This window comes from Azospirillum sp. SYSU D00513 (genome assembly GCF_017356015.1).
Classification (GTDB): domain Bacteria; phylum Pseudomonadota; class Alphaproteobacteria; order Azospirillales; family Azospirillaceae; genus Azospirillum.
Window position 1 is genome coordinate 105216 of sequence record NZ_JAFIQV010000010.1, and the last position, 19700, is coordinate 124915.

General features: G+C 69.2%; 24 protein-coding genes. 14 read left to right on the forward strand and 10 right to left on the reverse strand.

Features of this window, described 5'->3' with window-relative positions; genetic code table 11:
• Positions 1 to 16: 16 nt before the first annotated feature.
• From JUB11_RS09935 to JUB11_RS09945, 3 genes are all read right to left on the reverse strand, one after another.
• Positions 17 to 382, reverse strand: a complete 366-nt coding sequence (locus JUB11_RS09935) for a response regulator (RefSeq protein WP_207458370.1) — start codon at positions 380 to 382, stop codon at positions 17 to 19.
• Positions 383 to 609: 227 nt separating this feature from the next.
• Complete coding sequence (locus JUB11_RS09940; RefSeq protein WP_207458371.1) at positions 610 to 939, reverse strand: hypothetical protein; 330 nt, start codon at positions 937 to 939, stop codon at positions 610 to 612.
• 46 nt (positions 940 to 985) lie between these two features.
• Positions 986 to 2173, reverse strand: coding sequence for a DNA topoisomerase IB (locus JUB11_RS09945; protein ID WP_207458372.1), 1188 nt, complete (start codon positions 2171 to 2173; stop codon positions 986 to 988).
• Positions 2174 to 2371: 198 nt separating this feature from the next.
• On the opposite strand from JUB11_RS09945, the gene JUB11_RS09950 reads away from it, so the two are divergent.
• Positions 2372 to 2761, forward strand: coding sequence for a hypothetical protein (locus JUB11_RS09950; RefSeq protein WP_207458373.1), 390 nt, complete (start codon positions 2372 to 2374; stop codon positions 2759 to 2761).
• Positions 2762 to 2848: 87 nt separating this feature from the next.
• Positions 2849 to 4489, forward strand: coding sequence for an alpha-glucosidase family protein (locus JUB11_RS09955; protein WP_207458374.1), 1641 nt, complete (start codon positions 2849 to 2851; stop codon positions 4487 to 4489).
• A gap of 6 nt (positions 4490 to 4495) precedes the next feature.
• On the opposite strand, the gene JUB11_RS09960 is transcribed toward JUB11_RS09955, so the two are convergent.
• Positions 4496 to 5443, reverse strand: coding sequence for an EboA domain-containing protein (locus JUB11_RS09960; protein WP_207458375.1), 948 nt, complete (start codon positions 5441 to 5443; stop codon positions 4496 to 4498).
• 226 nt (positions 5444 to 5669) lie between these two features.
• On the opposite strand from JUB11_RS09960, the gene JUB11_RS09965 reads away from it, so the two are divergent.
• The 3 genes from JUB11_RS09965 to JUB11_RS09975 all read left to right on the forward strand — a co-directional run bounded on the left by JUB11_RS09965 (position 5670) and on the right by JUB11_RS09975 (position 9019).
• Positions 5670 to 7472, forward strand: a complete 1803-nt coding sequence (locus JUB11_RS09965; protein WP_247886961.1) for an extracellular solute-binding protein — start codon at positions 5670 to 5672, stop codon at positions 7470 to 7472.
• 153 nt (positions 7473 to 7625) lie between these two features.
• Entirely contained in the window at positions 7626 to 8552 is a 927-nt protein-coding gene (locus JUB11_RS09970; RefSeq protein WP_207458377.1) for an NAD-dependent epimerase/dehydratase family protein, read from the forward strand.
• Between the two features lie 8 nt (positions 8553 to 8560).
• A complete protein-coding gene (locus JUB11_RS09975; protein ID WP_207458378.1) occupies positions 8561 to 9019 on the forward strand; it encodes a hypothetical protein in 459 nt (152 codons plus the stop codon).
• Positions 9020 to 9053: 34 nt separating this feature from the next.
• On the opposite strand, the gene JUB11_RS09980 is transcribed toward JUB11_RS09975, so the two are convergent.
• Complete coding sequence (locus JUB11_RS09980; protein ID WP_207458379.1) at positions 9054 to 9326, reverse strand: hypothetical protein; 273 nt, start codon at positions 9324 to 9326, stop codon at positions 9054 to 9056.
• A gap of 120 nt (positions 9327 to 9446) precedes the next feature.
• A complete protein-coding gene (locus tag JUB11_RS09985) occupies positions 9447 to 9767 on the reverse strand; it encodes a heavy metal-binding domain-containing protein (RefSeq protein WP_207458380.1) in 321 nt (106 codons plus the stop codon).
• A gap of 216 nt (positions 9768 to 9983) precedes the next feature.
• Between JUB11_RS09985 and JUB11_RS09990 the strand changes: the two genes are divergently transcribed.
• The 6 genes from JUB11_RS09990 to JUB11_RS10015 all read left to right on the forward strand — a co-directional run bounded on the left by JUB11_RS09990 (position 9984) and on the right by JUB11_RS10015 (position 14801).
• Positions 9984 to 10634 (forward strand): XRE family transcriptional regulator, encoded by a 651-nt coding sequence (locus JUB11_RS09990; protein WP_207458381.1) that lies wholly within the window; start codon positions 9984 to 9986, stop codon positions 10632 to 10634.
• Between the two features lie 370 nt (positions 10635 to 11004).
• Entirely contained in the window at positions 11005 to 11973 is a 969-nt protein-coding gene (locus tag JUB11_RS09995) for a YqaJ viral recombinase family protein (RefSeq protein ID WP_207458382.1), read from the forward strand.
• Positions 11974 to 11994: 21 nt separating this feature from the next.
• Positions 11995 to 12786 carry a hypothetical protein gene (locus JUB11_RS10000; RefSeq protein ID WP_247886962.1) on the forward strand — a complete coding sequence of 264 codons (792 nt, stop codon included), beginning with the start codon at positions 11995 to 11997 and terminating at the stop codon, positions 12784 to 12786.
• A gap of 38 nt (positions 12787 to 12824) precedes the next feature.
• Positions 12825 to 13133, forward strand: coding sequence for a hypothetical protein (locus JUB11_RS10005; RefSeq protein ID WP_247886963.1), 309 nt, complete (start codon positions 12825 to 12827; stop codon positions 13131 to 13133).
• A gap of 19 nt (positions 13134 to 13152) precedes the next feature.
• A complete protein-coding gene (locus JUB11_RS10010) occupies positions 13153 to 13446 on the forward strand; it encodes a hypothetical protein (RefSeq protein ID WP_247886964.1) in 294 nt (97 codons plus the stop codon).
• Positions 13447 to 13664: 218 nt separating this feature from the next.
• Positions 13665 to 14801 (forward strand): acyl-CoA dehydrogenase family protein, encoded by a 1137-nt coding sequence (locus tag JUB11_RS10015; RefSeq protein ID WP_207458384.1) that lies wholly within the window; start codon positions 13665 to 13667, stop codon positions 14799 to 14801.
• On the opposite strand, the gene JUB11_RS10020 is transcribed toward JUB11_RS10015, so the two are convergent.
• Entirely contained in the window at positions 14741 to 14968 is a 228-nt protein-coding gene (locus JUB11_RS10020; protein ID WP_207458385.1) for a hypothetical protein, read from the reverse strand. The genes JUB11_RS10015 and JUB11_RS10020 overlap by 61 nt on opposite strands.
• 244 nt (positions 14969 to 15212) lie before the next feature.
• Between JUB11_RS10020 and JUB11_RS10025 the strand changes: the two genes are divergently transcribed.
• The 3 genes from JUB11_RS10025 to JUB11_RS10035 all read left to right on the forward strand — a co-directional run bounded on the left by JUB11_RS10025 (position 15213) and on the right by JUB11_RS10035 (position 16969).
• Positions 15213 to 15926 (forward strand): response regulator transcription factor, encoded by a 714-nt coding sequence (locus tag JUB11_RS10025; RefSeq protein ID WP_207458386.1) that lies wholly within the window; start codon positions 15213 to 15215, stop codon positions 15924 to 15926.
• An 82-nt stretch (positions 15927 to 16008) separates the two neighbouring features.
• Entirely contained in the window at positions 16009 to 16611 is a 603-nt protein-coding gene (locus tag JUB11_RS10030; protein WP_207458387.1) for a 2-hydroxychromene-2-carboxylate isomerase, read from the forward strand.
• Between the two features lie 22 nt (positions 16612 to 16633).
• Positions 16634 to 16969: a tRNA-binding protein gene (locus tag JUB11_RS10035; RefSeq protein ID WP_207458388.1), complete on the forward strand. Its 336-nt coding sequence runs from the start codon at positions 16634 to 16636 to the stop codon at positions 16967 to 16969.
• 27 nt (positions 16970 to 16996) lie between these two features.
• Here JUB11_RS10035 and JUB11_RS10040 read toward each other — a convergent pair whose 3' ends face one another.
• The 3 genes from JUB11_RS10040 to JUB11_RS10050 all read right to left on the reverse strand — a co-directional run bounded on the left by JUB11_RS10040 (position 16997) and on the right by JUB11_RS10050 (position 19673).
• A complete protein-coding gene (locus tag JUB11_RS10040) occupies positions 16997 to 18364 on the reverse strand; it encodes an ATP-binding protein (RefSeq protein WP_207458389.1) in 1368 nt (455 codons plus the stop codon).
• Entirely contained in the window at positions 18361 to 19089 is a 729-nt protein-coding gene (locus tag JUB11_RS10045; protein WP_207458390.1) for a response regulator, read from the reverse strand. The genes JUB11_RS10040 and JUB11_RS10045 overlap by 4 nt, the downstream gene beginning before the upstream one ends.
• A gap of 71 nt (positions 19090 to 19160) precedes the next feature.
• The gene (locus JUB11_RS10050) at positions 19161 to 19673 is read right to left on the reverse strand and encodes a MarR family transcriptional regulator (protein WP_207458391.1); all 513 of its coding nucleotides are present in this window, start codon (positions 19671 to 19673) and stop codon (positions 19161 to 19163) included.
• Between the last annotated feature and the right edge of the window lie 27 nt (positions 19674 to 19700).

Sequence of the window (19700 nt, forward strand, 5' to 3'; positions counted from 1 at the left end):
CTGGCCGCTGTCCCGTTCAGTGGGTGGTGGCGTCGGCCTTTTCCAGCGCGCGCATGATGGTGGCCGGCATGATCGGCTTGCCGACGAAGCCCAGCGGCTCCAGCGGGCGCAACGAGGCGCGGACGCCGTCGTCCAGGCTGGCGCTGACGAAGATGCAGCGGATACCGAATTCCTGGCGCAGACGGTAGGCGGCGTCCACTCCGCTGGACCCGCGGGCCAGCCGGACGTCCATCAGCGCGATGGTCGGACGGCAGCGCGCGGCGGCGGCCAGCGCCTCCTCCGCATCCGTGGCGAGCGCGCAGACCTCGTGCCCCATCTGGGTCACCAGGAGTTCGAGATGCATGGCGATGAGCATCTCATCATCGACGATCAGAACGCGCAAAGCCCGACACTCCGCAAGCGGAATCAAATGGTGTGATTAGATAACCCTCCGGAACGCGATCTGTTTCCGTGCGTCGCAGCAAATTCTGGGTAGAAAGCGCATCGATTCCGACCGATCTCGCTTCACCGGAATGCGAAACCCCCCATCCCGAAGGAAGGGGGGCTTCTCCATACGGTCAGGTTCAAGCTTGGGGCGGGACCCCCGGTCGAGGCCCCTGACGGAGGCCTTCAATGGCGGCTCGCCTTGGAGTCCCCGTGCTCCCGCTTCTCGGCCGTGTCGCGGCCGATGATCTTGTTGAAGTTGCTGCTCTCCTCGTACAGCAGCGCCAGTTCGGAGTCCTCGAACTGCTTGAAGAACTCGTCCCAGCCGATCTCCTCCAGCCCGTCATGCTCGGACTGCTTGGCTTTGGGGAACATCAGCCGCAGCAGCCCGACGCCCGTCTTTCGGCTGTTCTTGCCGTCCGTGTCGTTGTGGGTGTCGCGCACGACCGCCGGCTTGCCGCCGTGGCTTTCGGCCCATTTGCGGATTTCGTCGTGATCGGTGGTGGTCTTCGCCATGATGGTCTCCCTGGGGGGCTGTGCTTGCGAGCGAGAACAGCGGGCTTCAGGCGTTGTTGCGCGCTTCCGCCCCGGCTCCGGCTCCGGTGGCCTTGCGCCGGGCGCCTTCGCGGACGCGGCTCTCGCTCTCGCGCGCCAGCCGCTCCCGCAGGAAGGCCAGCACCGCCGCCTCCTCGCCGTCCAGCCCGTCCAGCTCGTCGCGCAGTTCCGCCTCCACCTCGCGCTTCATGGCCTCGATCAGGCTGCCTTCCAGATAGGCGTCGAGGATTTCCGGGTGGACGTAGCTCTTGCGGCAGACGCTGGCCGTGTTGCCGAGCCGTGCCGCGACCTGCTCGATGGCGCGGGTGACGTTGCGCTTCGCCTTCGTTTTGTTGTCGAAACTCTCGAACTCCTTCAGGGCGAGGGCGGCCATGACGGTGCCGGCCCAGGTGCGGAAGTCCTTCGCCGTGAAGTCCTGTCCGGTGATGCTCCGCAAGTAGTCGTTCACGTCGCCCGAGGTGATGGCGTGGCGCTGCCCGTCGCCGTCCATGTACTGAAACAATTCCGAACCCGGAACGTCCTGGCAGGCGCGCACCACCCGGGCCAGGCGGCGGTCCTTCAGCGACACGTTCCATTCCTTCCCGGACTTGCCCTTGAAGGCGAAGCGGATCTCCGACCCTTCGATGTCGGCGTGGCGGTCGCGCAGCGTGGTCAGCCCGTAGCTCTTGTTCTCGCGCGCGTAGGTTTCGTTGCCGACCCGGATCAAGGTCGTCTCCAGAAGGCGCAGCACCGTCGCCAGCACCTTCTCGCGCGGCAGGCCGCGCCGCGACAGGTCCTCGTCCACGCGGGCGCGGATCTGCGGCAGGGCGCGGCAGAATTCCAGCATGCGGCTGAACTTCGTGCCTTCGCGTATCTCGGTCCAGCGCGGGTGATAGCGGTACTGCTTGCGCCCCTTGGCGTCGCGTCCGGTGGCCTGGATGTGCCCGTCCGGATCCGGGCAGATCCACACATCCCGGTAGGCCGGCGGGATGGCGAGCTTGCGGATGCGTGCCAGCGTCTCCTCTTCGGTGATGGTGACGCCGTCCGGCCATTTGTAGCTGAAGCCCTTCCCGGCGCGCCGGCGGCGGATGCCCGGCTCCTCGTCGGACACATAGGTCAGGCCGGCGCAGGTGGCGGCCTCCTTCAGCTCCGCGTTGTGCTCGGCGGCGGAGCCGTCGGACGCGGTGGCGGCGTCGGTGTGGGCGAGGGCATCCATGGGTGAACCTTCCGGTGTTTGCCCTGGTAAACCATCCGCCGGGGCGGAGGTTTCCGGGAGGCACGCCGCACCTCCTCTCGCTGCCGGTGCCGTCCCTGTTCCGGACACCGGACCAATGCCCCCCTACACCTCCCGGGGAGGTGTCTTTCGCAGGTGCGAAAGGCTATCCTGGCGGACCGAACATCGCGGAGACGGACCATGGAAGAAACCAAGCTGACCGCCGCCCTCCCGAACCTGGACGTGCAGATCCTCCACCGCGACGAGCCGGAGGAGGGGGCGGAGACCGTCACCATCCGCATCCGGGCCACCCCGACCTTCAAGGCCGCCGCCGGCATGCTGGCCCCCACGCTCGCCATGATGCCCTTCGCGATGCTGGGGCAGGGGACGCTGCCGGGCGGACGGCCCGGCCTGCCGCCGATGATGACGCCTGCTGCCATGGCGCCGATGGCGGCACTGTGGGCGGCACCCTTCCAGGCTTCGGTGCAGGCGTCGCAGGCCTGGGCGGGGATCGTCCGGCAGGCCTGGGCGCCCTGGCTGGCGCTGCCGCCCGCGCCGGACGGGGACAAGGGGAAGGACGGCGGGCTGTGATATGCGGGCTGTGATTTCGTTGCGCGCGCTAACCAGTCGTTAGGGGAGGGGGCCGGAACCTGTCCGCCTTGTGGTGCGGAGAGTGTCATGACCCAAGCTTCCTCCGACAACGCGTCCTGGCTGCGCGGCGCGGCCCTGTATCAGATCTACCCGCTGAGCTTCCTCGACCGGGACGGCGACGGCTGGGGCGACCTCCACGGCGTGCTGGAGGGGCTGGACCATGTGGCCTCGCTCGGCGTGGACGCGATCTGGATCAGTCCCTTCTACCCGTCGCCGCTGAAGGATTTCGGCTACGACATCACCGACCACCGCGCGGTCGATCCGCGCATGGGGCAGCTCTCCACCTTCGACCGGATCGTCGAGGGGGCGCACAAGCGCGGGCTGAAGGTGCTGGTGGATCTCGTCTGTGGCCACACCTCGGACGAACACCCCTGGTTCGCGGCGAGCCGCCGCTCGCGCGAGGGTGAATTCGCGAACCGCTACGTCTGGGCCGACCCGCGCCCCGACGGCACGCCGCCCAACAACTGGCTGTCCGTCTTCGGCGGCGGCGCCTGGACGTGGGAGCCGCGCCGGCGCCAGTATTACCTGCACCATTTCCTGTCCAGCCAGCCCGCCCTGAATCTCCAGGACGAGGCGACGCTCCAGGCCATCCTGGACACCGCCGAATTCTGGCTGGAGCGCGGGGTGGACGGCTTCCGCATCGACGCGGTGGACTTCTTCGGGCACGACCCGCAGCTCCGCTCCAACCCCGCCGCCGCCTGGACCCAGCCGGAGCCGCCGGCCAAGCCCTTCGCCCTGCAGCGTCACATCTACGACATGATGCACGTCTCGATCCGGGACGTGCTGGCGCGGCTGCGCGCCGTCGTGGACCGCTACCCCGGACGGGTCCTGCTGGGCGAGCTGTCGAGTCAGCCGGGCGCCGGGCAGCGCATCGCCAACTACTGTTCGCCGGAAGGGCTGCACGCCGCCTACAGCCTTTCGGTCGCCAAGCAGCCGCTGACGGCGGCGGCCTTCGCCCAGGCGCTGACCTCCCTGGCGCGGCCCGAGGTCATCTGCTGGAGCCTGTCCAACCACGACGTGGAACGGGCGGTCACCCGCTGGCTGCCGAAGGGTGCCGACCCGGAGCGTTTCAACGCGCTGCTGGCGGCGCTCTTCTGCACGCTTCCGGGCACCGTTTGCCTGTACCAGGGCGAGGAGTTGGCGCTGCCCAACGTGGTGCTGGAGCGCGAGCAGCTCCGCGACCCCTTCGGCATCACCTACTGGCCGGAGTTCCAGGGGCGCGACGGCAGCCGTACGCCCATGCCCTGGCGCGGCGGCCAGCCGCACGCCGGCTTCACCGCGGCGGGCCAACCCTGGCTGCCGGTCCCGGAGGAACACCATGCGCTCGCGGTGGACCAGCAGGAACGCCGGGCCAACAGCCCGCTGGAACTGTGGCGCCGCATGCTGAAGGTGCGCCGCAACCACGCCGCCCTGACCCTGGGGCTGGTGGAGGCGGTGGAGGACAAGGGCTCCGTCCTCGCCTTCGAGCGGAGGGCGGACGGCGAACGCCTGCTGGCGGTGTTCAATCTCAGCGACGCGCCGGCCGAATATTCGCTGAAGCACAAGCCGAACCTCATGGCCCTGGAGCTGCCGCGCCTGCCCGGCAGCCCGGCGCCGGAGATCACCCCGGATGGGCGCACGCTGGTCCTTCCGCCGCTGGCCGCCTTCCTGGCGCTGCGGCGCTCCTAGCCGGCGCTAGCCCGCCGCGCGCAGCGTCGGCGGCGGGCTGAGCCGTTCCCAGCACAGCCGGCCGGCGGCGATGCCCTCGCGCAGGTCGGGGCGGCCGTCCAGGATGGAGGCCGCGCGCGGGTCGCGGCTCTGGTGCAGGACCAGGGCGGCGGCCTGCTGCTGTTCCGGGTCGCGGCTCGCCAGCATGCGCTCCATCTCCATCAGCACCGGCCCGGCCGCGCAAGAGCCGACGGCCCGCCACAGGCAGGCCCGCACCGGCTCCCCGGCCTCGCGCCGCTGTTGTGCGAAGTCGCGCAGCTCGTGCGCCAGAACGTTGTTGGCACGGCGCTCCAGCCCCTCCACCCGGTCCAGCGGGATGCCGAGAAAGACCGCCTTCATGATCATGCGGTTCCAGCAGGTCTCGTCGAAGCGTTCGGCGGGGTAGGGGTTGCAGATGGCCAGCGCCTCGAAGAGCGGGCGCTGGTCGGAGCGGCTGGCGGCACTCGCCCAGGCGACGTGGCGCTCCGGCCAGGGCAGCAGCGGCAGGCTGCGGTAGAGCGCCACCGACTGGTCGAGCTGGCCGGCCTTCAGCAGGCCGCGCAGCATGGAGGCGTAGGCGTCCGCGTCGCTGTCGTCGTAGCTCAGCAGCAGCATGGCCCGCGCCGCCTCGTCGGCGGTCCAGTGATCGGGGTACCAGCCGGGCCGGACATGGACGGTTTCGGCCCGGTCCTCCGGCCGCAGGGACAGGGGCGTCCGCCCGGTCCTGCTGGGCACGGCGGCGAAGGCGGCGATGAAGAATCCGTCCTCCTGCCCGTCGGCGAGCGCGTCGCGCACCTCGTCGAGCCAGTCCACCGCCTCGGGCGGGGCGGCCCGCTTCAGCCATTGGCGCAGCAGGAACAGGACATGCTGGGTGTCCACCGGATGGTAATGCGGCGGATGGGCCGGAACGACCGGCGGATGGACGGGCGGCGTCATGCTGCGCCTCTTGGTTCTTGGCTCCCGCACGCTTTCGGGTTTCGTGCTCCCGCAGGCTCAACCGGACCCCTTCGGCAAAGGTTCCGTCGATAAAGGATGCGTGAGTCCCGGCGGAAAGGGCGTGCCATCCGGCGGTTGCGCCCTTATCTCTGATGGCGAAAAGGGTCATGAACGGAGAGGGAGCGCGCCAATGGGTCGGCATTTGGGTCGGATCGCGGGAGGCCTCATGCTGGGTCTGGCCGCCGTGGCGGGAGCGGCGCCCGCGCCGGCCGCCGAGCCGGCGCACGGCATCGCGCTGCACGGGGATCCGAAATACGGCCCGGATTTCCGCCATTTCGACCATGTGAACCCGCAGGCGCCCAAGGGCGGGCAGGTCACGCTCCAGGCGATCGGCTCCTTCGACACGCTGAACCCCTTCACCCTGCGCGGCGACCCGGCGGCCGGGGCCACGATGATCTACGACACGCTGATGGCGAACGCGCCGGACGAGCATTTCACCGAATACGGCCTGCTCGCGGAGACCATCGAGCTGGCCGACGACCGCAGCTGGATCGCCTTCAACCTGCGCCCGCAGGCGCGCTGGCACGACGGCAAGCCGGTGACCGCCGAGGACGTGGTCTTCAGCTTCGAGACATTGACGAAGAGCCATCCCTTCTACGCCAGCTATTACGGCGGGGTTGAGAAGGTCACGGCGGAAGGCGAGCGGCGCGTCCGCTTCGCCTTCAAGCCGGGCGACAACCGGGAACTGGCGCTGATCGTCGGGCAGCTTCCCGTCCTGCCCAAGCATTACTGGCAGGACAAGACCTTCGACGCCACGACCCTGACCCCGCCGTTGGGCAGCGGCCCCTACCGGATCGCCTCGCTCGATCCCGGCCGCTCGATCACCTATGAGCGGGTGGAGGATTATTGGGGCAAGGACGTGCCCGTGAATGTCGGCCGGAACAATTTCGGCACGATGCGCTACGAGTATTTCCGCGACACCAGCGTGGCGCTCCAGGCCTTCCATGGCGGCCTGTACGACTTCCGCCTGGAGAACGTCGCCCGGACCTGGGCCACGGGCTACGACGTGGACGCCGTGCGCCAGGGCAGGGTGGTGCGGGAGGAAATCCCGAACCAGGTGCCGTCGGGCATGCAGGGATTCGTCTTCAACACGCGCCGGCCGGTCTTCGCCGACCCGCGCGTGCGCCAGGCGATCGGCTACGCCTTCGACTTCGAATGGACGAACCAGACGCTGTTCTACGGGGCCTACAAGCGCACCGACAGCTATTTCGAGAATTCCGACCTCCAGTCCAAGGGGCTGCCCGGTCCGGCCGAACTGGCACTGCTGGAGTCCCTGCGCGGCAAGATCCCCGAGGAGGTCTTCACCAAGACCTACGTCCCGCCCACGACCGAAGGGCAGAACGGAATCCGCCGCAGCCTGCTGGAAGGGCGGCGCCTGCTGGACGAGACGGGCTGGGAGATCCGCGACGGGGTGCGCGTGAACAAGGCCACCGGGCAGAAGCTCGCCTTCGAGATCCTGCTGGACAGCCCGACCTTCGAGCGCGTCACGCTGCCCTTCGTGGAGAACCTGAAGCGGCTCGGCATCCAGGCCAACGTGCGGACCGTCGACACCAGCCAGTACCAGAACCGCATCCGCGACTTCGACTTCGACATGGTCGTCCATGTCTGGGGCCAGTCGCTGTCGCCCGGCAACGAGCAGATGGGCTATTGGGGCTCCGCCGCCGCCGACCGTCCGGGCAGCCAGAATCTCGCGGGCATCCGCAGCGAGGCGGTGGACGCGCTGATCGAGCGCATCGTCCGCGCCAACACGGAGGAGGATCTGGGCACCGCCGTGGCGGCGCTGGACCGGGTGCTGCTATGGGGCCATTACGTCGTGCCGCATTGGCATTCGGGCACCTACCGGGTGGCCTACTGGAACCGGCTGAAGCGCCCCGACCCGCTGCCGCCTTATTCGCTCGACTTCGACGCCTGGTGGATCGACCAGGCGGCGGCCGGCACCTCGGCATCCGGAGCACCAAAGGCGCCGTGAAGGCCACCCGGTGATATGACCGCCGGCGCCGCGCCTGCCCCCAATGAACCCGGCACCGGCCCGGATGAAGGGTGATCCGGCGGCACGTTGCGCGTGTAAAAGGGCCGAAGTCATTTCCGGCTGGGATCGGAAGAAATCCAGGAGCGGCGAAGCATGGCACGCTATCTCGTAACCGGCGGGTGCGGATTCATCGGCTCCCACCTCGTCGAACGGCTGCTGTCGCAAGGGCACGAGGTCCGGGTGCTCGACGACCTGTCCACCGGCCGCCGGGAGAACCTGCCCGGCGGCGCGGACATCATCATCGGCGACGTGGCCGACGCCCCTGCGGTGGGCCGCGCGATGGAGGGGATGGACGGCTGCTTCCACCTGGCCGCCGTCGCCTCCGTGGACCGCTCGCGCGAGGCCTGGCTGGAGACGCACGCGGCCAACCTCACCGGCACCATCGCGGTCTTCGACGCGGCGCGCCGGGCGCGGGCGGGCGGTCCGGTGCCGGTGGTCTACGCCTCCTCCGCCGCGGTGTACGGCGACAACCCGGCCATGCCGCTGACCGAGGATGCGGCGACCCGACCGCTGTCGGCCTATGGCGCCGACAAGCTGGCCTGCGAGCTGCACGCCCGCGTCGCCGACGGCGTGCACGGCGTTCCCACGGCGGGCTTCCGCTTCTTCAACGTCTATGGCCCGCGCCAGGATCCGAAATCGCCTTATTCCGGCGTGATCTCCATCTTCGCCGGGCGCATCGCGCGCGGGGAGCCGATCACCGTCAACGGCGATGGGGAGCAGGTGCGCGACTTCGTCTATGTGAAGGACCTCGTGCGCTACCTGACCGCCGCCATGGAGGCGCCCCGGCCGGGCGCCCCGGTCTACAATGTCTGCACCGGACGCCCGACCACGGTGAACCAGCTTGCCGAGACCTTGGCGCGGCTCGCCGGCAAGCCGCTCGACCGCAGCCATGGGCCGGCGCGCACGGGCGACATCCGCGTGTCCATCGGTGATCCGGCGCGGCTCGTGGCCGCCTTCGGCATGAGCTGCGACACGACGCTGGAAGACGGGCTGAGGGAGACGCTGGCTTGGCTGGCCTGAGGACCGCCTTGGCTGTCGCATTCCTGGCGCCGTCCATCGCGGCCTCCGGGGTGCCGCCCGCGCTGGCGCAGGGCGACCCGATGCGGGTGGACCGCACCGACCCCGCGCATCTGAAGGCCCCCCTGCGCGGCTACGACCAGCCCGAACACCTCGAGCCGCGCGTCCGCCGCACGGAAAGCCGGGCGGTCTACAGCCTGCCGGACGGGCTGGACGGGCTCGCCAGCTACGACAAGGCCCTGTCGCGCCTGTGCCAGCGCGGCGCCTTCGGCCAGAAGGTGGACGGCTTCTACTGGGCGCGCGCCAAGGACCGGCGCTATGGCGTCGCCTTTTCCGGCGGCGCCAACCTCCTGGACCCCCAGAACCGGCGCCAGCCGGGAAAAGCCTATTTCATCGAGGGGCAGGACAGCCGCTGCAAGGTCTATGTCGGCGACCAGGCCCTGCTGTCAAAGCACTACATCGCCCCCTGAACCGGCCTCAGGCCCACCGGGGCCGGCCAGCGCCTCAACGCTGCATGAGCCGTTTCTCGGCTTCCTGGCGCCCCAGCGCGGCGGCTTCGACCGTCACATGGAAGGCATCGGCGGTCGTCTCGTTGTGAACCCGTTCCCGGCCCTCGTTCTTCAGGTTGCCGATGATGGTGTCGCCGATCGACGGAGACGGGCCGTCCTCGCAGCGGCAGACGCTGCATCCGGCCTCCGTCTCCACGATGAACCGGCTCGCCTGCTTGTCCACCGAAAGGACCAGGGCGTTGATCAGCTTGTCCGCGACATCGCTCATGGGGGGCTCTCCCTGCTTCATGGTCCTGCCCACAACAGGCGCGCCGCCCGGATGATCCCCCGTGTTTTCGGGAAAGCCGGGGGCGGCGCGCGGGAGCCCCGTTTGGCCCGCCGGCGGACGTCAGCCCAGCTTCACGGCGGTTCCGTTGACCGACACCATCAGCATGCCGTTCTCCTTGCCCAGCACCTCATAGTCGATGTCGATGCCGACGATGGCATCGGCGCCGCGGGCACGCGCGGCTTCGGCCAAGTCGGCGAAGGCGGCCTCGCGCGCGTCGCGGAGCGCGCTCTGGTAACCGCCCGCACGGCCGCCGACGATGTCGCGGATGCCGGAGAAGAGGTCGCGGAAGATGTTGACGCCCAGGATCGCCTCCCCGGCCACGACGCCCAGATACTCGACGATGCGGCGGCCTTCGACGGAATCGGTGCTGGTGATGATCATGGCCTGCTTCTCCCGGAGGGTTGGTTGATCCGCCGAGGGTGGGGCCGAGTCGGCCTCAGGCGCAAGGGCACACAGCTGGACCAGCGGCCCTCGCCGAGTCGTGCCTGCGAAATTGCACGATATTCCGGACGAAATCGTGACAGAATCAAAGAAGTCTTGCGCCTTCGCATCGCCTTTGATTCTTATCGGGAGAGGACAGGCGGAAGGGGCAAGGCGATGGACGACACGCGGCGGGCGATCCTGCGCTGGATGACCGGAGTCATGGAGGCGCGGGATTGGAGCGCCGGCACTTGGGCCAGGATGGCCGGGGTGACGCCCACGAACCTCACGCGCTTCCTGCGCGACCCGCAGAACGGCAGCGTGCCCGGAGCCGACACCATCGGGCGGCTTGCCCGGGTCGCCGGGTCGGAGCCGCGCTTCCTGGATGAGGCCGCCTACCCCCCGGTCCACCGCGTGCCCCTGCTGTCCCTGGAGCAGGTCAAGGAGCTGCGCACCCTCGGCCGGCGGGCCGGGGAGAGCTTCGTCGCCACCGCCCTGCGGGACGGTGGCCCCTCGGTCGCCGTGGACGCCCAAGTGTCCCGCCGCGCCTACGCCATGCGCATCGGCTCGCGCAGCCTGAACGCGGCCGGCGTCCTGCCGGACGATTGCGTCGTTCTCGAGCCGGCCGACGAGCTTCCGCCACGCGAGGGCGACGTGGTGATCACGCTGTGCGACGACACAGTCTGCGGCTACCGCTTTTTCCCACCGATGCTGCTGCCCGTTTCCACCGATCCGGACTGCCGGCCCACCCACATCGACCGCGCTCCCGTGGCGGGAGTCGCCGTCCATGTGGCGCGCGCGTTGCGGGTGAAGGAAGCCCTTTCCTGATCCCCCGCCGAGGTCCCGGCAGGCGGGACCTCAACCGGATTCACCACATATAGCGCAGCCTCCGGAACCCTGCCCCAATGGGCGGGGCGACTGCGGATTCGCTCGTTCCAGACGTACCCTCGCCGGGCTGTTCTCCGGCCGTTCCCGCACCCCCCCTGCGGACCCTTTGCCGCGGCCGCTAAAAGCCTGAAAAGAATCATCTTTTTCGCTCATATGGCCAAGCTTGCGGTTCTTCTTTTGTTCTTGAAATGTGCGATTTCGCAGCCCATATTTCGGTTCCGGCCGCAAGATCGCAGCAGCAGCACTGCGAACATGCAGCGAACGCGCAGTGAATGGCGGCCGGAACGAACAGGGGAGCGGATAGGGCGGCATGGCAATCACGGACGCGCAGCGCGCCTTGCGGGCGGGACGGATCGGGTCTTCCGATGCGACCCGGATCATGGCGGGCAACTGGCTGTCTCTGTGGCAGGAGAAGACCGGCCGGGCCGAACCGGCGGATCTCGACCTCGTGGCCGCCGTACAGATCGGCATCGCGACCGAACATTTGCACCCCCGCTTCGTGGAGCACGCGACCGGCGTTCCCTGCATGGCCGCCGACCGGACCTACGTCCATCCCCGGCATGACTGGATCGTCGCGCACCCGGACTTCCTGACCTGGGACGCGCCGCTCTGGGACGGCTCGGCCCATCGCGGGGCGCCCGACACGGTGGTGGAGGCGAAGTTCACCGGGGGCTACCAGTCCGACGCGGAACTGGCGCAGCGCTACTACTGGCAGCTCCAGCATCAGCTCATGGTGATGGGGCTGGAGCGGGGGCTGCTGTCGATCCTGCGCCCGAACGGCCACGCGCTGGTGCGCATCCGCCGCAGCGATGAGGACTGCGAGCGGCTGATGGAGAACCTGGAGGCCTTCTGGTGGCACGTCGTCAACGACGTGGAGCCGTCCGACCCGGTGCCGCAGGAAGCTCCGGTCTATGAATCGCGCCGGGTGATCGACATGGCCCGGCACAACCGTTTCGTCTCTCTCGCCGCGATGCTGGTCGAGCAGCGCTCGACCGCGCTGGCGGTGAAGGAGGCGGAAGGCGCGCTGAAGGCCCTGATGCCGGCCGACGCGCGCGTGGCCTTCGCGGCCGGCCTCTATCTCGCGCGCGACCGCGAGGGACGCCTGTCGCTCCGTTACGGCGCGCCGCCCCGGCGGGCGCTGGATACCGCCGAGCCCTGGGAAGCACCCGGGGCTCCCCTCGAGATGTCCCCTGACCCGAGCCCGCCATTCCAGGAGATGAGCCTGGAGGCCGCCCTGAGCGGCCGCTGGGGTGAGGGGAGAGACGAAACGCTTCTGTAAAAGGACCCGACCATGGGACGCATGAGCAAGACCGACACCGTCGCCGAGACCGAGAAGCCGGAAACCACCACGGCGGCGGCCGCCAAGGCCGCGGCGGAGACGGCGGGGCCGGCTCCCCGCTACGACACGATGCAGCTTTGGAACCGCCTGAAGCGGACCGACCCCAAGGCGACCAAGCCCTTTACCCGCTCCGGCGGCTTCCGCGGCACGCAGATCGACCCGACCTGGCGCTTTCAGATGATGACGGAAGTGTTCGGGCCGATCGGCAAGGGCTGGGGCTACGAGCAGGTGGACTGGACCATCGCCGAGCGCATGGTCTTCATCTGCGCCCGCGTCTGGTACCTCGACCCGCAGAGCGGCGAGAAGTGCTTCACCGGCCCGCAGTGGGGCGGCACGGAGATGGTCCGCCGCCGCAACGGCATCGAGGCGCCCGACGACGAGTGCTTCAAGATGTCGATGACCGACGCCGTGGGTAAGTGCCTGCTGCAGATCGGCCTGGCCGCCGACGTCTACATGGGCCAGTTCGACGACAGCAAGTACCGGGAGGAGTCGGAGGCCTTCTACGCGGCCAAGGCCAACCCGGACCTCCAGCCGGAGGCCGTCGAGGCCTTCGAGGCCGAGGTGAAGAAGCGGCTCGGCGCCTGCGTGGACCTGGACGACCTGGAAGAGGTCTGGCGGGCCGGCGTCGGCACCCGGCTGCGCGAGATCGGGACCATCGACCGCGCGGCGCAGCACCGCATCACCGGGCTCTTCGCCCAGAAGAAGGCGGAGATCCTGAAGCGCGAGGAGGGCGAGGGCCGCGAGGCGGCCTGAGCCCTTTTCGAGAAGATGTTTCCACCAGGGAGGCCGACATGGCGGGCCCACAGCACGGCGAACGCTCCCCCAGCGGGCTCTTCCGCATGAGCAGCTGGGAGGGCGAGATGGAACGGACCCACGCCCAGCTCCCGCGCTGGTACTGGGACGCGGCGGCCCGGCGGCGGCATTACGCCCGCTGGGTCGAGGCGGAGGCGGAAACGCTGGCCATGCGGCTGGCGGGACTGCTGCGCCCGGACACGCCGGCCGAGACGGCCGGCCCCGCCCGCGCCCTGGTGGAGTCGCTGGCGCGCGACGCCGATTGGGCCCGGCATATGGACGAACGGCCGCTGCGCGAAGCGGCGTGATCGAGAAGGATCGGCAGCCATGACGAGAATGGTCATGAAGACCGGCGTGTCGGCGAAGGGCATGACCATCGAGGAGGTCCAGGCCCGCCTGCGCGCCGCGCACGCCCGCATCGGGCGGAACGGGCGATTCGCCCTGACCCTTAGCCTCGACGGGCGGGAGGAGTGCTACATCACGCACTGGTTCCGGCCCGAACCCCACGCCTTCGAGGACTGCAAGGCCGTGGGCTCCGGCACCACGGCGGAATGCCTGGAGGCGCTGGAACGCTACGTCGCCGCCTACCGGCCCGAACCGGTGATGATGGCGGCGGAGTGACCCCGGCCGGCCCGGCAGGGCGGACCACCGGAATGCCTGATGGAAAGCCCCCGATCCCATGCGGACCGGGGGCTTTTTCATGCCCGGACGGAAGGGCCCGGACGGCATACCCCCTCGGCCTGCCAAGCGGGCGGCTTGCCGGATGGCCGGTCCTCGGCTTCAATGTCGGGACGGGAGGAGACCGAAGGTCCCCGAAAGCAAAAAGGGCGGAAAGACCGATGCGATTGACCGAAGAGCAGGTGATGGTGCGCGAGATGGCGCGCCGCTTCGCCGAGGACCGGCTGGCCCCCATGGCCGCCGAGCGCGACCGCAACCACGCCTTTCCCGCCGCGGAAGTGGCGGAAATGGGCGAACTCGGCCTCATGGGCATGATCGTGCCGGAGGATTGGGGCGGCTCGGGAACCGATTTCGTGGCCTACGCCCTGGCCCTGGAAGAAATTGCGGCGGGCGAGGGCGCGACCTCCACCATCATGGCCGTCCACAACTCGCTGGGCTGCGCGTCGGTGCTGAAGTTCGGCACGGACGAGCAGAAGGACCGCTTCCTGCGGCCGATGGCGCGCGGTGACATGCTGGCCTGCTTCTGCCTGACCGAGCCGCAGGCGGGATCCGACGCGGCGGCGATCCAGACGCGCGCGGTGAGGGACGGCGACCATTACGTCCTGAACGGCTCCAAACAGTTCATCAGCACCGGCAGCACCGCGAAGCTGGCGCTGGTCTTCGCCGTGACCGACCCGGTGGCCGGACGCAAGGGCATCTCGGCCTTCCTGGTGCCGACCGACACGCCGGGTTACCGCGTGGCGCGGATCGAGGAAAAGCTGGGCCAGAACGCCTCGGATACCTGCCACATCCAGTTCGAGGATTGCCGGGTCCCGGCCGCCTTCCGGCTCGGCGCGGAGGGCGAGGGATACCGGATCGCGCTCGCCAACCTGGAGGGCGGGCGAATCGGCATCGCCGCCCAGGCCGTGGGCATGGCCCGTTCCGCCTACGAGGCGGCCCTGCGCTACGCCAAGGAACGGCAGAGTTTCGGCACGGCCATCGTGAACCACCAGGCGGTCGCCTTCCGCCTCGCCGACATGGCGACGCGGATCGAGGCGGCGCGCCAGCTCGTGCTGCACGCCGCCGCCCTGCGCGACGCGGAGGTGCCCTGCCTCAAGGAGGCGGCGATGGCGAAGCTCTTCGCGTCGGAGGCGGCGGAGCGGGTGTGCGCCGACGCCATCCAGGTTCATGGCGGCTACGGCTACCTGAAGGACTTCCCGGTCGAGCGGATCTACCGCGACGTCCGGGTCTGCTCGATCTACGAGGGGACGTCCGACATCCAGCGGCTCATCATCTCCCGCCAGATCGTTTCCGGCTGACCGGAGGCCGGCTGGCCCGCCGGGGCGGCGCAGTCCTCCGCCCCGGAGCGGGTCCCGCAATAGCAGACCGGGCGCGCCTGCACCGTGCGGCGCGCCGCGGCGGTGGGGCGTGCCTGCCGCTCGCACCGGCGTTCGCCGTCTCCGATGGTCTTCAGGGCCCTGTTCATTCCGGTCTTCCGAATCGGGAGAGGATCGGGACCGGCCGTCATGCCCGCCCACGCAGCACGGTCATAACACCATCGTTGCGTGACCCGGTGATTTCACCTTGAGGGTATTTTTGTGTCGCGAAAGGGCGCGACTGTTTCAGCATCTTTATGAGATGGCGATTTACAAGGGAGTGCGTTACCGTCTTGTAACCAATTGCGTGCACCCGATTGCTGGGCTATGAAGGGTACCGGGAGGTGGGGTCTCATGCATATTCTCGCGGTCGATGATGACGAACCCGTAAGAGAGCTGCTCGCGTCGTATCTGGCGGCGGAAGGCTACCGTGTGTCCACGGCGCCCGACACGGCCACGGCGAAGCAGTGCCTTGGCGGCGATCCGATCGATCTCGTCGTGTGCGACCTCCGCCTGCCGGACGGCGACGGCCTCGGGCTCGTGCGCCAGATCCGCGCCGAGTCGCATATTCCCGTCATTATCCTGTCCTCGAAGGACCAGGACATCGACCGGATCGTCGGGCTGGAACTCGGTGCCGACGACTACCTGACCAAGCCCTTCAACCCGCGCGAACTGCTGGCCCGGATCAAGGCGGTCCTGCGCCGAGCCTCGGGCGAAGCCCGGCCGGCTCGCAACGCCGAGGATCTGCGCGCGGTCGTCCAGTTCGCGAGCTGGGAGCTGGACCTCACCGCCCAGCGGCTGCGCGGACAGGACGGGCGGGACGTGGAGTTGACCCGCGCCGAGTTCGGCCTGCTGTCCGCCTTCGTGAAGCGGCCGCAGCGCGTGCTGACGCGCGACCAGCTGCTCGACCTCACCCGCGCCGACGGGACGGAGGTGTTCGACCGTTCCATCGACGTGCTGATCCTGCGCCTGCGCCGCAAGATCGAGGCGAACCCGAAGGAACCGCGCATCATCAAGACCGAGCGCGGGGCCGGCTACGTCTTCGACGCCAAGGTCCGCGCCGTCTGAGCCTCGGGACCGTGATCCCCTGGACCGGGGGCCGGGACGCGCGCTAGCCTTTCCCGAAAGAGCAACGGGGAGGGCAGGGTGCATGGGCGGGGCCATCGACTTCTATTTCGACTTCGCATCTCCCTACGGCTATTTCGCCAGCTTGACGGTCGACGCGGTGGCGGCGCGCCACGGACGGGCGGTCCGCTGGCGCCCCATCCTGCTCGGTGCCGTCTTCAAGGTCACCGGCATGAAGCCCGTCCTGTCGCAGCCCTTGCGCGGCGAATACCTGACGCATGACGTCGGCCGGATCGCCCGGTTCACCGGCGCCCCCTTCACTTTCCCCGAATCCATGCCGGTCAACGGGCTGGCGGCCTGCCGCGCCTACTGGTGGCTCGCCGACCGGCATCCGGAAGAGGCGAAGCTACTCGCCCAGTCCCTCCTCTCCGACCATTGGGTGAAGGGGCTGGACATCGGCCCGGCGGAACGGGTCGTGGAGGCCGCAGGGCGGCTTGGCCACGACCCGGCGACCGTATCAGCGGCACTGGGCGACGACCAAGTCAAGGCGCGGCTGCGCGACGAGGTGGACGAGGCCATCGGGCACGGCGTCTTCGGCTCCCCCTTCTTCATCGTGGACGACGAGCCCTTCTGGGGGTGGGACCGTCTGGACATGCTGGACCGCTGGCTCGAAACTGGGGGCTGGTGACCAACCCCAAACGAGAGAGCGCATGACCATCAGTTTCGACGATTTCATGAAGGTGGATATCCGCGTCGGCACCATCGTGGCGGTGGAGGCCTTTCCGGAGGCGCGCAAGCCCGCCTACAAGCTGACCGTCGATTTCGGCGCGGAGATCGGCACGAAGCGCAGTTCGGCGCAGGTGACGAAGCACTACACGGCCGAGGAGCTGGTCGGGCGGCAGATCCTGGCCGTCGTGAACTTCCCGCCCAAGCGGATCGGCCCTTTCATGAGCGAGGTGCTGTGCCTCGGCCTGCCGGACGGCGAGGACGGGGTGGTGCTGATCGGCCCGACGAAGGGCGTTCCCGATGGCGGGCGGCTTTTCTGAGCCGGGTCGCCGCCCGCCGCCGGACGGTTAAACCGGCAGCCGGATCAGCACGCGCAGGCCGCCCATGGGGCTGTCGTCGAGCGTGACGTCGCCGCCATGGCCGCGCATGACGTCGCGCGCGATGGTCATGCCCAGCCCGGCTCCGCCGGTGTCCCGGTTGCGCGACTGGTCCAGCCGGAAGAAGGGACGGAAGACCTCCTCCCGCATCGCGGCCGGGATGCCCGGCCCGTTGTCGTCGAGCGTGATCACGACGGCGTTGCGCCGCCGCTCCGCCGTGACCCGGATCAGGGTGGCGTGGCGGCGAGCGTTGCCCAACAGGTTGGCGAGCCCGCGGCGCATGGCGATGGGGCGCAAGGGGAGCAGCAGATCGGGCGGCACCTCCGCCTCGACGTCGGCCCCTTCGCGCCGGGCGTTGGCGACCGCCTCGTTCAGCAGGCGGGTCAGGTCGGTCGGCTGTGCGGCTTCCGTGCCTTCACCGCGCGCGAAGGACAGGTAACCTTCGATCATGGTTTCCATCTCGGCGACATCGGCGGCCAGCTCCTCGACCTCCGGCCCCTCGCCGATCATGTCCAGGGCGAGCTTCATGCGCGTCAGCGGCGTGCGCAGGTCATGGCTGACGCCGGCCAGCATTTCGGTTCGCTGTGTGATCTGGCGCCGGATGCGTTCGCGCATCAGCAGGAAGGCGGCGGCGGCCTGCCGTACCTCCGTGGCGCCCTCGGGCTTGAAGTCCAGCACGTCGCCGCCCTTGCCCAGCGCCTCGGCGGCGGCGGCCAGCCGCTTTATGGGGCGGATCTGGTTGCGCATGAAGATGATGGCGACGGCGAACAGCACCAGGGCGGAGCCGGTCATCCAGAGGATGAAGATGTAGCTGGTCGGGCTGAACAAGCGGCGTTCCGGAGACAGGACGGAGAGCACGCCGTCGGGCATCTGCAGGCGGATTTCGTACCAGTTGTCCTGCACGCCGCCAGAGATGGTAAAGGGGCGCCGCACGCGCTGGTCGAGGGCGTCGCTGAGAGTGCGCTCCAGAAGCCCGCTCGGGCTAGGATGCGTCTGCGGCAGGGTGCGGCCGGGCTCCAGCGTGACGATCAGGTTCGTGGTGCGCGCCGCCATGACCAGCGTCCAGTTCCGCCCGTCCGGCGTCGGGTCGCGCTCCAGGAACTCGACGATCATGGCGATGTCGCCGGCCACCGAACTGGCCAGCCGGTTGGTCATGGTGTCCCAATGCCGATCATAGAAGATCCAGGTCGCCACGGCCTGCGCCAGGATCACCGGCGTCACGATGATGAGCAGGGACCGCCCGAACAGGGTGCGCGGCAGGAAACGCTTGATCCAGCTTGCCGGGCCGGACCGCGCGCGCCACCGGGACCGCGGCGGCCCCGCGGTTCCGGCGGTCATGTATCGGGCCTCAGCACATAACCCTCGCCGCGCACGGTGTGCAAGTAGCGCGGCTCGCGCGGGTCGGCCTCGATCTTGCGGCGCAGGCGGGTCACCTGCACGTCGATGGCGCGGGCGTTCCCGGCGATCCGGCAGCGCTCGGTCAACTCCTCGCGGCTGAAGGTCACGCCGGGGGAGGCGGCGAGGATGCGCAGCAGCCCCGATTCGGCCGTCGTCAGCCGGACGGTCTCCTCCCCGGCGCGCAGCTCGTCGCGGTCGGGCAGGTAGAGGTAGCGGCCGAGCTTCACCGGCCCCAGCCTCACCGCCGTAGCGGTTCCGGCCGCGGGCTCGGCCGGCCGCACAGCCTGGCGCCGCAGGATCGAGTTGATCCGCAGGAGGAGTTCGCGCGGCTGGAAGGGCTTGGCGAGATAGTCGTCGGCCCCGGCCTCCAGCCCGGCGATCCGGTCGTCGGGCTCGCCCCGCGCGGTCAGCAGCAGGATGGGCACGTCGCTCTCGTGCCGGAGCGACTCGGTCAGCTCCAGCCCGGTCTCGCCGGGCATCATGATGTCGAGCACGAGCAGGTCGAAATCGAGGCTGGCGAGCATGGCGCGCGCGGCGGCCGCATCCCTGGCGCCGCTCACCAGAAAGCCGTTCCCGCTCAGATACTTGCTCAGCAGCTCGCGCAGCCGGGTGTCGTCGTCGACAACCAGGATGTGCGGCTGAAGCTCGGTGTCGTCCTCCGTCATGGGCCGACTATAGCGCGCCCGGCAGCCGGGTACAAAAGGCCCCGTCGCCGAATCCCGGGAGGGGATGTTGGCTACCGCTTCACCGCCGTCAGGCGGGGCGGGGCGAGCGGGGTGAACTTCGCGCGATCGGATTCCTCCAGCATTCCGAGCATGACCTTGCGGAACCCCTCCACCGCCTCGGCCCCGACCATGCGGTAGGCGCGCGCGATGCGCTGGCGCTGGGTTTCCGAAAGCTGGCGTTCCAGCTCGTTGCCCTTCTCGGTCAGTTCCAGCAGGCGCTGGCGGCGGTCGCGCACGCCGGTCTGCTGGAGGATGAAGCCCTGCCGCACCAGCTCGCCCAGGACCCGCGACAGGCTCTGCTTGGTGATCTTCAGGATCGCCAGAAGCTCCGACACGGTGATCTTCGGGTAACGGCCGACGAAGTAGATGACGCGGTGGTGCGCGCGGCCGAATCCGTACTGTTCGAGGATCTCGTCGGGTTCGGCGGTGAACTCACGGTAGGCATAGAACAGCAGCTCCATGCCCGTGCGCAATTCCTCCTCACGCAGGAAAAGCTGATTCACGCCCGCTTTTAAGTCAGCCATATTGGTGTGGTTGCCTGAAGAGGGTTT

Coding starts and splice junctions, on each gene's coding strand:
- JUB11_RS09940 (WP_207458371.1), bottom strand. CDS start 939: ATGGCGAAGACCACCACCGATCACGACGAAATCCGCAAATGGGCCGAA.
- JUB11_RS09945 (WP_207458372.1), bottom strand. CDS start 2,173: ATGGATGCCCTCGCCCACACCGACGCCGCCACCGCGTCCGACGGCTCC.
- JUB11_RS09950 (WP_207458373.1), top strand. CDS start 2,372: ATGGAAGAAACCAAGCTGACCGCCGCCCTCCCGAACCTGGACGTGCAG.
- JUB11_RS09955 (WP_207458374.1), top strand. CDS start 2,849: ATGACCCAAGCTTCCTCCGACAACGCGTCCTGGCTGCGCGGCGCGGCC.
- JUB11_RS09960 (WP_207458375.1), bottom strand. CDS start 5,443: ATGACGCCGCCCGTCCATCCGCCGGTCGTTCCGGCCCATCCGCCGCAT.
- JUB11_RS09965 (WP_247886961.1), top strand. CDS start 5,670: ATGCTGGGTCTGGCCGCCGTGGCGGGAGCGGCGCCCGCGCCGGCCGCC.
- JUB11_RS09970 (WP_207458377.1), top strand. CDS start 7,626: ATGGCACGCTATCTCGTAACCGGCGGGTGCGGATTCATCGGCTCCCAC.
- JUB11_RS09980 (WP_207458379.1), bottom strand. CDS start 9,326: ATGAGCGATGTCGCGGACAAGCTGATCAACGCCCTGGTCCTTTCGGTG.
- JUB11_RS09985 (WP_207458380.1), bottom strand. CDS start 9,767: ATGATCATCACCAGCACCGATTCCGTCGAAGGCCGCCGCATCGTCGAG.
- JUB11_RS09990 (WP_207458381.1), top strand. CDS start 9,984: ATGGACGACACGCGGCGGGCGATCCTGCGCTGGATGACCGGAGTCATG.
- JUB11_RS09995 (WP_207458382.1), top strand. CDS start 11,005: ATGGCAATCACGGACGCGCAGCGCGCCTTGCGGGCGGGACGGATCGGG.
- JUB11_RS10000 (WP_247886962.1), top strand. CDS start 11,995: ATGAGCAAGACCGACACCGTCGCCGAGACCGAGAAGCCGGAAACCACC.
- JUB11_RS10005 (WP_247886963.1), top strand. CDS start 12,825: ATGGCGGGCCCACAGCACGGCGAACGCTCCCCCAGCGGGCTCTTCCGC.
- JUB11_RS10010 (WP_247886964.1), top strand. CDS start 13,153: ATGACGAGAATGGTCATGAAGACCGGCGTGTCGGCGAAGGGCATGACC.
- JUB11_RS10015 (WP_207458384.1), top strand. CDS start 13,665: ATGCGATTGACCGAAGAGCAGGTGATGGTGCGCGAGATGGCGCGCCGC.
- JUB11_RS10020 (WP_207458385.1), bottom strand. CDS start 14,968: ATGAACAGGGCCCTGAAGACCATCGGAGACGGCGAACGCCGGTGCGAG.
- JUB11_RS10025 (WP_207458386.1), top strand. CDS start 15,213: ATGCATATTCTCGCGGTCGATGATGACGAACCCGTAAGAGAGCTGCTC.
- JUB11_RS10030 (WP_207458387.1), top strand. CDS start 16,009: ATGGGCGGGGCCATCGACTTCTATTTCGACTTCGCATCTCCCTACGGC.
- JUB11_RS10035 (WP_207458388.1), top strand. CDS start 16,634: ATGACCATCAGTTTCGACGATTTCATGAAGGTGGATATCCGCGTCGGC.
- JUB11_RS10040 (WP_207458389.1), bottom strand. CDS start 18,364: ATGACCGCCGGAACCGCGGGGCCGCCGCGGTCCCGGTGGCGCGCGCGG.
- JUB11_RS10045 (WP_207458390.1), bottom strand. CDS start 19,089: ATGACGGAGGACGACACCGAGCTTCAGCCGCACATCCTGGTTGTCGAC.
- JUB11_RS10050 (WP_207458391.1), bottom strand. CDS start 19,673: ATGGCTGACTTAAAAGCGGGCGTGAATCAGCTTTTCCTGCGTGAGGAG.